General features: G+C 29.5%; 10 protein-coding genes. 3 read left to right on the plus strand and 7 right to left on the minus strand.

The window, feature by feature from the left end; translation table 11 throughout:
* Positions 1-7: 7 nt before the first annotated feature.
* The 7 genes from OXH55_RS02515 to OXH55_RS02545 form a co-directional block, all read right to left on the minus strand.
* A complete protein-coding gene (locus OXH55_RS02515; protein WP_268047895.1) occupies positions 8-421 on the minus strand; it encodes a hypothetical protein in 414 nt (137 codons plus the stop codon).
* 233 nt (positions 422-654) lie between these two features.
* Entirely contained in the window at positions 655-2,904 is a 2,250-nt protein-coding gene (locus OXH55_RS02520) for a glycoside hydrolase family 65 protein (protein WP_268047896.1), read from the minus strand.
* Positions 2,905-2,934: 30 nt separating this feature from the next.
* Positions 2,935-3,750, minus strand: a complete 816-nt coding sequence (locus OXH55_RS02525) for a carbohydrate ABC transporter permease (protein WP_268047897.1) — start codon at positions 3,748-3,750, stop codon at positions 2,935-2,937.
* A 3-nt stretch (positions 3,751-3,753) separates the two neighbouring features.
* Complete coding sequence (locus tag OXH55_RS02530; protein ID WP_268047898.1) at positions 3,754-4,671, minus strand: carbohydrate ABC transporter permease; 918 nt, start codon at positions 4,669-4,671, stop codon at positions 3,754-3,756.
* 58 nt (positions 4,672-4,729) lie between these two features.
* Entirely contained in the window at positions 4,730-5,983 is a 1,254-nt protein-coding gene (locus OXH55_RS02535) for an ABC transporter substrate-binding protein (protein WP_268047899.1), read from the minus strand.
* A 143-nt stretch (positions 5,984-6,126) separates the two neighbouring features.
* Complete coding sequence (locus tag OXH55_RS02540; protein ID WP_268047900.1) at positions 6,127-7,746, minus strand: response regulator transcription factor; 1,620 nt, start codon at positions 7,744-7,746, stop codon at positions 6,127-6,129.
* 1 nt (position 7,747) lies between these two features.
* A complete protein-coding gene (locus OXH55_RS02545) occupies positions 7,748-9,547 on the minus strand; it encodes a cache domain-containing sensor histidine kinase (protein WP_268047901.1) in 1,800 nt (599 codons plus the stop codon).
* Between the two features lie 290 nt (positions 9,548-9,837).
* On the opposite strand from OXH55_RS02545, the gene OXH55_RS02550 reads away from it, so the two are divergent.
* From OXH55_RS02550 to pflA, 3 genes are all read left to right on the plus strand, one after another.
* A complete protein-coding gene (locus tag OXH55_RS02550; RefSeq protein WP_268047902.1) occupies positions 9,838-11,634 on the plus strand; it encodes an urease accessory protein UreH domain-containing protein in 1,797 nt (598 codons plus the stop codon).
* A gap of 303 nt (positions 11,635-11,937) precedes the next feature.
* Entirely contained in the window at positions 11,938-14,160 is a 2,223-nt protein-coding gene (gene pflB / locus OXH55_RS02555; protein ID WP_268047903.1) for a formate C-acetyltransferase, read from the plus strand.
* Between the two features lie 10 nt (positions 14,161-14,170).
* Complete coding sequence (pflA, locus tag OXH55_RS02560) at positions 14,171-14,899, plus strand: pyruvate formate-lyase-activating protein (RefSeq protein WP_268047904.1); 729 nt, start codon at positions 14,171-14,173, stop codon at positions 14,897-14,899.
* The last annotated feature ends 20 nt before the right edge of the window (positions 14,900-14,919 follow it).

A 14,919-nucleotide genomic window follows, 5' to 3' on the forward strand; every position in this document is an offset into this window, starting at 1 on the left:
CTCTTACCTAAAATCCACCAAAATTATTCATATCATTAAAATTGTTCATATCATTCATCATTTGATGCTCATGAGCCATTGTATCTGAAGGATTAAACCCTGGCCCTTGTACATATCCTCCCATATCAAAAGGAGTTACACTTTTTATACTCTCCTGCATAGCCCATTCATTGAATTGTTGAATCATGTCTTGCTGAAGGTACTCATCATTGTGCTGCATAGCTTGGTGAAATTGCATTCTTTGATTATTATTTAAACTATTCATAAACTGCATCTGATCATTATTTGATAAACTATTATAGTACTGCTTAAAGTTACTTGTTGAATTAAATCTTGTTTTTAAATTTAAGATTCCAATTATAGGTGTTGATATAAATTTATATACACAATAACACATAAAGATTAAAACAATAATTTCCATATTTATTCCTCCATTTATACTCTAAAAATTTAAATTATTAATTTATTTTTTTACTTAATCTTGATTACATATTTATAATATCATGGTGTTTGGACATTTTTTTTCACTGTCTTTTATTATTTTATATTTTAGGAAAATTTTCATTTTTAAAAATTAGCGAATAAGCTAAAAAGCGCTCTACTTACTGTAATGTAAGTAAAGCACTTTTTTTATATTAAGGGGGATTAAATGAACTAATTTAATTTTTCTTCAATAGAATAACTTCTATCTTTATTTATTGTAATCTTATATCTTTTGCTTTTCCAAGTAATAGAGAATTGAAGCTTGTCCCAATGTTTTGGAAGCTTTGGTTGTACTTTTAAAGTATCTTCTAATACCGAACTCTTAACTCCTGCAAAACCATGAACGATTAACTGCCATAATCCACCTGAGTTAGCTATGTGTATTCCTTCTGCAGCTCCATCTGTCTCTAAAGAAAGATCTACATTAGCAGCTTTATTAAAGAATCTTACAGCCTCATCTTCCTTACCAAGCCAAGCAGCTATAGTTGCATGAGTAGCTGGTGATAGAGAAGAATCATGTGTAGTTATAGGTTCATAATACTCATATGCATTCTTTATTTCTTCATTAGTGAATTCTTGTGGGAATAACATCATTAAAGCTAATACATCAGCTTGTTTTATACATTTAGAGCGGTACATCTTATCTTGAGATATAAACTGTACAAAATATCTATTTCGGTCTGTCCATATTTCATCAAGGTCTATATCTGCAAAGCTTTCAAAATCCTCTGATTGAAGTACTAGCTTTCTTTCCTTATTATATGGAATTGTTAATTTACTGCTGATTTCTCTGAATAACTCTAATTCTTCATCTATTAAATTTAGCTTATTTCTAATTTTATTAAAGTTTTTTCTATCCATCGCACTCAGAACATTAATAAATTCTACTGTTTTATTCAAATTAAACTTTACCATTCTATTTGTATATGCACTGTTCTTTGTGAACGGTGTATATTCATCTGGTCCCATAACACCTAATAAGTCATATCCACCATTCTTATTTTTATCTACTCTTGTTACCCAATAGCGGCTTGACTCTACCATCATTTCAACTCCATAATTAACCATAAATTCATAATCATTTGTTGCTGAATAATAGTGCCATAGAGCAAATATTATATCTGCTGTTATATGAACTTCATTGTCTGCAAATTGCCATAATGGACATTCCTCATCTCCTTTAATAGATGACTCCCAAGGGTATCGTGCTCCCTTATATCCATATCTCTTAGCATTTTCTTTTGCTCCTTCTAAAGTATTATATCTAAACTTAATTAAGTTTCTAGCAGCTTTTGGGTTTGTATATATATAAAATGGAAGCATATAAATTTCAGTATCCCAGAAATATCGTCCATAATATCCTTCTCCAGCATATCCTTTAGCACAAATTGCTACTCTTGGATCATCTTCTATACAACTTCTTATAAGATGATATATAGAAAATCTTACAGCAAGCTGTGATTTGTCGTCTCCTTCTATAAGGATATCACTATCCTCCCATCTTTCTTCCCATATTTTAGCATGTCTTTCATAAATATTTTCAGCACTTTCTTTTTCTACTTTATAAATTACATTTAGTGCTCTATCTAACGGACTTACATTGCCTACCTCTAAATCTCTATCAGTAGTAATCGCTGTATATTTTCTTATTACAAATTTGTTACCTTCTTCAACAGCTTTTCTTGAAGTATACAGTATATGATTCTCTCTTTTTTCGATATTCCATTCAAAACCCTTATCACATTTTATATAAGATGCTTCACAAATCTTGTTTTGATTATCTGTAACAACTTCTAATCCAATATATCTATTTTCAATATTTAAACATTTTAAGTCACGAAAATGATTGTAACCATTTGTTTTAACATTTCCATCGATTCCTGCCTCAATATATACTTCTCCTGAGCCTTTTACTATTTTAATATTGATTTCTTGAGAAGATAAATTTTTGATATTTCTATCTAAAAATCTTCTGTACTCCATTTTTACTTGTGCACCGCTTAGAGTATTCCAAGTGAATTCTCTATTTAATGTTCCATCTCTAAAATCTAACCATCTTTTATAGTCATCTATACTACACTTTTCCATATCCAGGCATTCATTATCAAACCAAACCTTAAATTCCAAAAACCATGGAAGATTAATTATCTCTTCATTTAAATGAGGATGATTTCCTGTAATTCCAGGAACATAAGTTCCACACTTAAATTTTGTTTCTTTAGCTCCTTGAACTGTTACAAATCCAGCCTTATTCATGTATTCTTCATCTTTACTATTATCACTTGCTCCTTCTTCAAAAACCCCTCTAGTAGAAACATAGCCATTTCCTTGAGCAAACATTCCTTCATATTTTCTATTATTTCTTACATTATAATTATCCTCAATTAAACACCATAGTGAATTCATATCATTTTGTCTCATTCTTATTAATCTCCCTTCTTTATATTACTCCTATCCTTTTACCCCACTTGAAGCAATTCCTTCAACAAAATATTTTTGGAATACAATAAATACTATTACTATTGGAATTGTCATTAAAACTATACCTGTCATAGTAACGTTAGGCCATTCAAAATACTTATTCTTCAATGTATTTAATCCTACAGTAAGTACAAACTTAGACTTATCATTCGTTAAAATAACTGGCCACATAAATGAGTTCCATGTTCCTGTAAAGCTGAATATTACTTGTGTTGCCATAGCTGTCTTTGCCATTGGAAGTATAATTTTAAAGAAAGTTCCAAAAGGTCCTAATCCATCTATTTTGGCTGCTTCAATAAGTTCATCTGGAATAGTTAAAAAGAACTGACGCATTAAAAATACTAAAAATCCTTGGAATAAGAATGGAATGATCAAACCGTTGAAGGAATTTAGCCAACCAAGTTTAACAATCATACCATATATAGGAATTAGACATAATTGATATGGAACCATCATTGTTCCAATTATTATAAAGAATATAATATTTTTACCTTTGAACTTTAACTTTGCAAGTGCATATCCTGCTAAAGTATTGAATACTAAGTTACCAGCTAAGATACCCAATGTCATAATAATTGAGTTTTTATACCATAAAAGCACATCTGAGTTTAAGAAAATATCTTTGTAGTTTTCTAGTGTTAACCTACTCAAAGGAACTATTTTATCTATATCTGACTTTGTAAGCAGTGATGTATACAAAGCATATCCAAAAGGTACGATAAAAAATAGTGAAATAAATAAAAGGATTGAGTAAGTTAATACTTTGTTTCTCTTATTTTCATTCATACCTTATACCTCCTCTTTCTTTTCAAATACTAACTTTTGAATAATTGTAAATGTTATTATAATTAAGAATATAATAAAGGCTGCTGCACTACCATATCCTGCTTTATTGTATATAAAGGCTTGTTGATAGAAATATATTATCATGCCAGTTGTAGCTCCAGCAGGCCCTCCTGGATTACTTCCTCTAGCTATCGCATAAGGCTGATCAAAAATTTGCATTGTATATATGATTCCAGAAGTTACTACTAAGAAAGTAGTAGGTTTAAGCATAGGCACTGTAACATACCAAAATCTTTGAAACACATTTGCTCCATCAACTCTTGCTGCTTCATAAATCTCATTAGGTATACTCTGAAGTCCTGATAGATAAACTACCACATAAAACCCTACATAAGTCCATACACATAAAATTATTAAAAATGGTAATGCCAAATTTACATCTGCATACCAAGATACATCCTTCATTCCAAAGAATGTCATTATACGTGTTGCAATACCTTTCTTTTCAACAAACAAATACATAAATACTGTAGTAACTGCTATTGTAGAAGTTATATAAGGTAAATAGTACAGTGTTCTATAAACTCCTCTAAACTTTTTAATACTGTTTAATAATGTAGCAATTACAAGTGCCAATATAGTCTGCACTGGTACTGCGATAAAGGTAAGTAAAAATGATACTTTAAGAGAATTTAAGAAATCCTTATTATGAAGAAGTTTTACATAATTATCAAATCCTACAAATTTAGCTCTATCTGGATTTAAGAAATTGATATCATGTAAACTATATATAAATGAGCGAACTACTGGGTAATAAAACCATACAGCCATCAATAATAATATGGGTATAACAAATAAATATCCTGCAAGAGACTCTGAACGCTTATAAGTCCAAAATTTCCTCTTATTTTTATCTTTCAAATTATTTTCCCTCCCTAATTAATTGGGAGATAATATAATTATCCCCCAACTTCATCAACTATTTTGTTCCAAATTTTTCTTGTAACTCATCAAGTAATTGTTTTACTGTCTTGCTGCCTGGCTTATAGATTATTTCTTCAACACCTTTTACAAGTTCTGCATTGAAGTTCTTTGTATCCTCTGGATAAGCAAATGGCATACCTACTTTTTCCATATGCTCAAATACAGGTTTTAATTGTGGATTATCATCTAAATATTTTGGTAAAATCTTAGCTGCTGATGGAGCATCTCCTACAGTTTTATAAAGATCTACAGAAGATTCGTCTCTTAAAGCATATTTTATAAATTTCATTGCTTCTTCTTTGTGTTCACTTTGTTCTAGTATTGCAAATCCACCTGAATATGCAGTTTGTGAATCTACTGTTCCCTTAGGAATTGGTAGTGGCATAAATTCTAAGTTAGGATTTGTTTCCTTGCAGTATCCCATATACCAAGGACCACCTGTAGACATTGCTGCTTTTTCTTTAGCAAAAACTTCTCCGTCCCAAGACGCACCTAATTGTTTAGGAGTAACAGCTACTTTATGTTTTGTAAATAGATCAACAAAGAATTGAACACCTTTAACGTTTTCAGGTGAGTTAATAGTTTTACCAAAATTCCAATCTCCACCAAAAGCATGTACATATTGTGTTATGTGGAACTCATGAATATTTGCGCAAACACCATAAACTCCATCTTTAGTAAGTTTCTTTGCATCTTGTAAAAATTCATCCATTGTTTTTGGATATTCTTTTATTCCTGCATTTTCAAACATTTTCTTATTTACAGATAACATTGATGTACCCGCTCTTCCTGGTATACCGTAAAGCTTTTCTTCATATGTCCAACCTTTGTATAGAGATGGACTTACTATATTTTTGTCAAATCCAACTTTTCCTATAAGGTCATCAAGTGGTGCAAGTGTACCATTGGCGATATATTCAAGATTGCCTTCATCGCTGAAAATGATTACATCTGGCGCATTATGAGCTGCTATAGCTGTTGGAATTGCTGTTAAGAATTCTTCACTAGTTGGATATTGCTGCAATTTAACTTTTATGTTTGGATACTCTTTTTCTATACCTTTTGCTGTAAACTCATAATGTTTTTGTTCAGCAGAGTTTGCCCAATAAGCAACTTTAATTTCTACAGGTTCATTAGTTTTTTTCTTTGCCTCTGATTTGGCATTATTTTTAGCTCCACAGCCAACTAAGCTGCCAACCATCATAGTAGACATTACTAAAGCTGTTAAAAGCTTAAGTGATTTTTTCATACTTTTTCCCCCTATTCATACTAGTTTTTTTCAACTTCTAAGATTATTATAATGTTTAGAAAATTAACATTAAATTAATTATTTTTACATTCTCTTAAAATATTTTTACATGCATAATAAAAAAGCCCTATAAGGACTTTTCGTTATAAATTATCTTTAACTTCACTAGGTGATTTACCTGTAATTTTCTTGAAAGTTGTATTAAAATATTCAACACTTTGATATCCAACAAGTTCTGCAATTTCATAATTTTTTAGTTCAGTATTATTAAGGTATTTAATTGCCTTTTTAATTCTGCACTTATTAATATACTGCATTAATGGCATTCCAACTTCTTCCTTAAATCTTCTACTTAGATAACTTTTATTTAGTCCAATCTCCTCTGCAATATTAGTCAAAGATAAATCTTTATCATAATTTGAATTTATATACTCTACTGCCTTTTTGATTTTATTATTTTTTATATTAAAATTATTTTTTATATTTGTATATTCCTTTAACTTATCAATGACTTCAAAGAAAATTTTGTTTATGTCTATTATATTTTCTCCTTCAAGTATCTCTTCTATAGAAATAAAATTACCTTCTATGCAAGGATTTTCATACTGCAGTTGATTAAATTTTGCTCTCAATAAATAATATATATTTTTAAATAAATCTCTTGTTTTATTTTCTTCATAAAACTTCCTATCTTTAAGTTCCTTTAAAAACTCAGTTAAGTGATTTTTAATCTCCTCTAACTTTTCCTCATTAATTAGTTGTCTTATCTTACCTAAAACATTTAAAAAATTAGGTTCATCTTTAACAGTTTTTAAATTTAAATCATTAAAATATATAATATTTCCATGCCCTAAAAAGAATTTAAGCTTATTTGCCTCTAATGACTCACTAAAACACTCTTGCACCTCCATAAAATTATTATGCAGATTACTTATCCCTATAGTTGCTTCAATATTAAGAAATTGTTTTAGAGCATCCTTTATATTATTAGACACCAAATTGTTATATCTATTAATATCATGCCTACTTCTAATCTTAGAGTAGGACTTCATAATCACATATAAATTCTCAATATATACTAAAAACTCAATTTCTTCTTCATCTCTAAATACTTCTTTCATAATATTTTTAAAAGCTAAACTTAATATGTGAGTATTATTATTTTTATATCTTGCTTTTACTTCTTTATACCTATCTATAGTTACAACAAAAAAATTCATATTTATATCTTTTATCTTAACATCTAATTCTGATATTTTCTCTCCAATTTCCTCCTTTTTTTTATAGCTACCATATGTTAATTCCTTTAAAAATAGCTCCTTTAAATTAGATTTATTTTTTTCCACTTCAGTTCTTAAATTGTTATATTCTTTTCTTTTTTTCTTCTCATCTTCTAATTTTTTCTTAGCATTCATAAGAGCAGTTATAACAGAATCCTGTGAAATACTTGGTTTGTGAATATAATCTAAAGCACCTAACTTCATAGCTTCTCTTACATACTCAAAATCATTATAACTGCTTAATACTATAACTTTTGAAATCTCATCTTTACCTTCTAATATCTTTAAAACTTCAATTCCATTAAGATTTGGCATAGTTATATCTAAAAATACAATATCAGGCTTCAAATCCTCTATCATCTGCCGAGCTTCTTGTCCATCTTCTGCTTCGCCAACAATTTCAATACCATATTCATTCCAATGAATTAAAGACTTAAAACTAACTCTGAAAAAAGCTTCATCATCTACAATCAAAACTCTCATTTTATAGTTTTCTCCTTTCCTCAATAATTGCTGGAATTTTAATTCTGACTCTAGTACCTTCTCCTATAACACTTTCTATTTTCACTCCATCTTCACTTCCAAAATGCAGTCTTATTCTATTAACTATATTGTTTATACCTATAGAATTAAACCCTTTTTTCTTTTGAATTTTTGAAGTCATAGCTTTATTTATAATTTCTTCACTCATACCTGATCCATTGTCAATTATATTAAAAATCACTGTATTTCCCTCTAATTTTGCCTCTACTCTAACAAAATGAGTCTTTCCCTTGCTATTAAACCCATGAAACACCGCATTTTCAACAAAAGGCTGTATTAAAAACTTTATAGTTTTATACTTGTACACTTTTTCATCTATATCATATTCAACATAAAATCTGTTGTAATACCTCAATTTTAAAAGGTCTATATATTTCTCTAAAAATTCAAATTCCTCTTCTATGGAAATGAAAGTTTCATCTGTATTAGCTGAAAAAGTTAACAATGCAATAAAAGAATTAAGTGCCTTAGTTATATTATCTGCCCCCTGCATTTCAGCCATAAGCTTTACTACATTCAAGGTGTTATACATAAAGTGAGGATTTATTTTAGACTGAAGCGCATTCAACTCTACAATTCTTTTTTCTTCCTCTTCAATTCTTATCTGTCCTATTAATTCTTTTATTTTCCCCAACATCTTGTTATAGGTTTTGCTAAGATAAACGATTTCCTCATTTCCATATACATCCACAGTTTCATCTAAGCTTCCATATTCAAATTTTTTCATCGTACTACTCAACTGCTTTATAGGTTTTGAGATATCTCTTGAAATGAATAAAGAAATTACTGTTACTAAGATTGTTAAAATTATTCCAAATAAAATAACCATATCCTTCATAGCAGTAATATCACTAAACAGCTCTTTAGTTGAAATAATACTTACTACTTTCCAATCAGTATATTTAGACGTGTTGGTTACTATATAAGCTTTTTCTTTTCCCAGCATTCCTTCTGTAATAATGCTCCCACACATAATATATTGCTCTAGCTCCTTACTTATGTGTTGTCCAATTTCTTCATTCTTACTGCTATAAACAATATTATTGTGTTCATCTACAATTAGCTGCTGGCTGTTAGGAGTTAAATTGACTTGCTCATATAATCCTTTTAATTCATCTACTTTTATATTTATTAAAAATACTCCTAACAAATCATTTTTAAAAGGATTTTTTATACACCTTCCTACACTTACCACATAGTGTTCATGAGGATTAACCTGTAAATTTTGATGTATTCCCAGTATTACTTCTTTTCCATCTGCCTTAATTATATTTTTAAACCACTCCTCATTTTTAGGTGAGTACTCATAATTAATTGATTGATTATAGCCTTTACTATAAATAAACTCCTTTTTGGTAGGATATAAATCTAAAGAATAAATATAATCATTTATTAAAAAATAATTTCTAAAGTAATAATCTGTTATCTTAAAATTATCTTGTATTCTTTGAAATTCTCCGTGCTCCAACTTTGAGTAATCTCGTGATAAAATTCCTTGAATATTTTCATCATAAAAGGTTGTCTCAGAAAGCTTAGCTATATTCTTAAAAAAGTTATCTAAATTTATAGTTATCTGAGAGTTTACTATCTGAAAAGAATTAGTAACTTTTGATTCCAAAGATTTTTTTGAATAATTATATATTATTGCACTAAGAAAAACTATTGGAATGATTGTTATCCCAATATAAGAAAATATTAGCTGTTTACTTATGTTTAATTGGTTAAATTTTTTTATTTTCATTATTTATCACTCCAAATTTATATATAATCACAATAAATTCTACTTCTTTTTATTATAATAATAAATTATTGTAATCGTTAACGCAACTTTTAGGTTATATATCATATTTCCATATATCATGTGCCATCTAAAAATACTTTTTTCTTAAACTTTAATTACACTATTTTCAAAATTATTAATGTTGGAATCTAAAATTATAATTAATCTATTTTATTACATAAAATCTACACATTTTTTAATTATAATTACCTAAGAATTTAAATAAACATCTTTGAGGTGAATATAAAAATATGAATACAAAAAAAGAAAAAATTAAAGTATACAACATGACCTGTACCTCTTGCGAAAAAACAGTTGAAAAAACTATAAAAAAGCTAAATGGAGTTTCAAATACTTTGGTAAGCTACAGTGAACAATATGTAATTGTTGAATACGATACTAAACTTTGCAATAGAAAACTAATTGAAGATTCTATAAAAAATACTGGCTATAGTACTAAAGACTCCAATACCCATAAACTAATAGGAATATTTATCCTAGCAATTGCTATTATCCTTCTAGGTAATTCCACTCAAGGATTTGACATGAATGAAAAACTAAGTAATGCTACTTATTTTGTCATTTTTATAGTAGGTATACTTACCTCCCTACACTGCGTAGGTATGTGTGGAGGTATAATGCTTTCTCAAAGTATGTCAAAAGAAAGTGGTAACAAACTAAGTACAATAAAACCATCTATTTTATATAATGCAGGAAGAGTACTTTCTTATACTATTCTTGGTGGAATAGTTGGAGCATTAGGTTCTGTAATTTCTCTATCTTTAAATTTTAAAGCTGGTATTCAAATCTTAGCAGGACTCTTTATGGTTATTATGGGACTTAATATAACAGGTTTTAGTTTGTTTAGAAGATTTAATATCAAACTTCCTTGGTCTTTTTGCTCTATTAAGAAAAAGCCAAGTTCTCCATTTATAGTAGGTATTTTAAATGGCTTTATGCCCTGCGGTCCACTTCAAACTATGCAACTATATGCCCTTGGGGCAGGCAGTGCATTCAAAGGAGCTGTATCAATGTTTTTATTCTCCCTTGGAACTGTACCACTTATGTTAGCCTTTGGAGCAATTTCTGGTCTATTAAGTAAAGGATATACCAAAAAAATGCTTAAATTCAGTGGAATTCTTGTGGTAGTTCTAGGATTAATAATGGGAAATAGGGGGCTTGCCTTAGCTGGAATTAGATTGCCTTCACTAAATAATAGAGTTTTAACTGAAAATTCTAATTCATCACAAGCTAATGTTTCTAAAGCTGTTATTGAAAATGGAGTTCAAGTTATAAATATGAATGCTGATTATAAAGGTTACACACCAAATGCTTTTTATATTCAGAGCAATATACCTGTTAAATGGATAATCGATGGCAAACAGCTAACTTCCTGTAACAATGAAATTGTAGTACCCTCATTAAATATTGAGAAAAGATTGGAATCTGGTAAAAATATAATTGAATTTACTCCTGAACAAAGCGGAGACATTAATTTCAGCTGCTGGATGGGCATGATTAGAGGGGTTATAAAAGTAGTAGATAATATTGATTCTGTTGATGTATCAAAATCTGATGCCTCTCTACCTCCTGCATCTACTGACGGAAGTTGCTGCAGTTCTCCTATTGAGGACACTACACCATCTAACCCTAGTATATATGGGGATGATTTGAATAAAGTACCTACTAACAAGCTAATTAATAAAGCTGATATTGAAAATGGTACTCAATCTTTAACTATAAAAGGAATAGGCTATGAATTTTCTCCATTAATAATGGTATTAAATAAAAATACACCAACAAAATTAACTTTGGATTTGAAAGATTTTGATAACCCTGAGGCTAAATATAAAATAATCTCTATTAATTCAGGAGATACCTTAACTACTTTCTATGGAAAAAAGGATATCATTGAAATAGAAACTATTTTTGAAAAGAGCGGTGGATATGCTGTTATCTATCAAAATACTGTTTTAGGTGTTATTGAAGTGACAGATGATTTAAAAACTGTTAATTTAGAAAAAATACGAGAAAAATATCTTAAATAGTCTATACATTATTTATTCTTAATATATCAAAAGAAGTTTAGCATATTATTTTGCTAAACTTCTTTTTTAATTATATCTTTTATGAAAATAATTTTAAAATGTGATTTCAATCACAGAAATAATAATTGTTAAGTAATATAATTTAACCATAGAATATAACAGTTCTAAATAACACACTGATACAGAATTTAAACATTAGTTTAATAGTTATAATTTACCCAATACAGGTAAAGATACTTTACTGATATAGCACAATTCGAAACTATTGTAGCACACAAATATAATTTAAAGGAGTGTATAAATATGTTAAAACAATGGAAAAACTTCAAAGAATGTAATTGGACACAAACTATTGATGTAAGAGATTTTATTCAAAATAACTATAAAGTTTACACTGGTGATAAAGAGTTTTTAGCACCACCTACAGATAAAACAAAAGTAGTTTGGGATAAGGCTAGTAAACTTATTTTAGAAGAAGTTAAAAAAGGTATTCTTGATATAGATACTGAAACTGTTTCTGGAATAAATAACTTCAAACCTGGATATTTAGATAAAGAAAATGAAGTTATCGTAGGTTTTCAAACTGATGCTCCATTAAAGAGAATTACAAATCCTTTTGGTGGTATCAGAATGGCTAAGCAAGCTTTAGAAGCTTACGACTATAAAATAAATAACGAAATGGATGAGATTTTCACAAAATATAGAAAAACTCACAACCAAGGTGTTTTTGATGCTTATACAGAAGAAATGAGATTAGCTAGAAGAGTAGGAGTTATAACTGGTCTTCCAGATGCATATGGTAGAGGAAGAATCATAGGAGACTATAGAAGAATTGCTCTTTATGGTATAGACTTCTTGATTGAAGAAAAGAAAAAAGATCTAAAAAATCTAAAAGGCACTATGCTGGATGAATTAATAAGATTAAGAGAAGAAGTTAGTGAACAAATTAAAGCTCTTCATGAAATTAGAGAAATGGCTCTGTCTTATGGAGTTGATATATCCAAACCGGCAGGAGATGCTAGAGAAGCTGCTCAGTTCTTATACTTTGGATATCTAGCCAGTATAAAAGAAAATAATGGTGCTGCAATGTCTCTTGGAAGGACAAGTACCTTCCTTGATATATATATTGAAAGGGATTTGGAGAATGGATTAATTACTGAAGCAGAAGCTCAAGAAATAATTGATCAATTTATCATCAAATTAAGAATGGCAAGACATTTAAGAACACCTGAATATAACGATTTATTCGCTGGAGATCCAAATTGGGTTACTGAAGCTATAGGTGGCGTAGGTTTAAATGGAATACCACTAGTTACAAAAACTTCATTTAGATATCTTCACACATTAATAAATTTAGGATCAGCTCCTGAACCAAATATGACAGTATTATGGTCTCAAGATCTTCCAGAAAACTTTAAAAAATTCTGTGCTGAAATGTCTATCTTAACTGACTCAATACAATATGAAAATGATGATATAATGAGACCTATTTATGGTGATGACTACGCTATAGCTTGCTGTGTATCTGCTATGAAGGTCGGAAAACAAATGCAGTTCTTTGGAGCAAGATGCAACCTTGCAAAGGCATTATTACTTTCAATTAATGGTGGCGTAGATGAGAAAAAAGGAATAAAGGTTATACCAAACATTGAACCTATTACAGATGATGTATTAGATTATGAAAAAGTAAAAGAAAATTATTTTAAAGTATTAAAATACATTGGAGAACTTTATGTAAATACTATGAATATAATTCACTTTATGCATGATAAATATGCTTATGAAGCTTCTCAAATGGCACTTCATGATACAAAATTAGGTAGACTAATGGCATTTGGTGTTGCTGGACTATCTGTTGCTGCTGACTCATTAAGTGCAATCAAATTTACTAAAGTAAAACCAATTAGGAAAGACGGTATTACAGTAGATTTTGAAATTGAAGGAGATTTTCCTAAATACGGTAACGATGATGATAGAGCTGACAGTATCGCTGTAGAAATTGTAGATACCTTCTCAAAAGAACTTAAGAGCCATCCAACTTATAGAAATGCTGAACACACGCTATCAGTATTAACGATTACTTCAAATGTGGTTTATGGTAAAAAGACAGGTTCAACACCTGATGGAAGAAAAGAAGGAGAACCTTTTGCACCAGGGGCAAACCCAATGCACGGAAGAGATATTGAAGGTGCTCTTGCTTCTCTAAACTCAGTTGCTAAAATTCCATACTCCAGCTGTGAAGATGGTGTTTCAAATACCTTTTCCATAATACCAGATGCTTTAGGTAAAGAAGATGAATCAAGAATAAATAACTTAGTAGCCATAATGGATGGATACTTTGGGCAAAATGCTCATCACTTAAACGTAAATGTTTTAAATAGAGAAACATTAATGGATGCAATGGAACATCCTGAAAAATATCCAACACTTACAATAAGAGTTTCTGGATACGCCGTTAATTTTAATAGATTATCAAAATCTCAACAAAAAGAAGTAATAAGTAGAACATTCCACGAAAAACTATAGAGGTGATATTATGATAAAAGGAAGAATTCATTCTATTGAAAGCATGGGGCTTGTCGATGGGCCTGGAATAAGAACAGTAGTATTTTTCCAAGGTTGTCCGCTAAGATGTGCTTATTGTCACAATCCTGATACTTGGAATTTACAAGGAGGTACTGAAATAACTCCAAAAGAGCTGTTAAAGAAACTTCTAAGATTTAAGCCCTACTTTGAAAAATCCGGTGGAGGCGTTACCTTCTCTGGTGGCGAAGTACTTCTTCAGCCAGATTTTCTAATAGAAATTTTAAAACTATGCAAAGAAAATGGCATACACACAGCCATTGATACTTCTGGATTTGGTCCTGGAAAATTCGATAAAATATTAAAATATGCAGATTTAGTTTTATTAGATATAAAGCACGCAAATGATTCAGGATATAGAAATTTAACTGGTCAAAGTAAAAAAGGCCTTGATGAATTTTTAAAAGCTCTTTCCAACTCTAACACTAAACTGTGGATAAGACATGTAGTAGTTCCTGGACTTACAGATTCTAAAGAGCACATACTAAAGCTTGGAAAAATAATAAAAGGCATAAAAAATGTTGAAAAGATTGAATTGCTTCCTTATCATACTCTTGGTATTAACAAATATGAAAAGCTAGGCATAAATTATAAACTTAACAACGTACCTCCTATGGATAAAGAATATACCAAAGAACTTGAAAACTTACTAAAAGAATATATAAAAAAGAAAAGATTGTAAAATCTTTTCTTTTTATATAT

This window comes from Clostridium ganghwense (assembly GCF_026735165.1).
GTDB classification, from domain to species: Bacteria; Bacillota; Clostridia; order Clostridiales; family Clostridiaceae; genus Clostridium_H; species Clostridium_H ganghwense.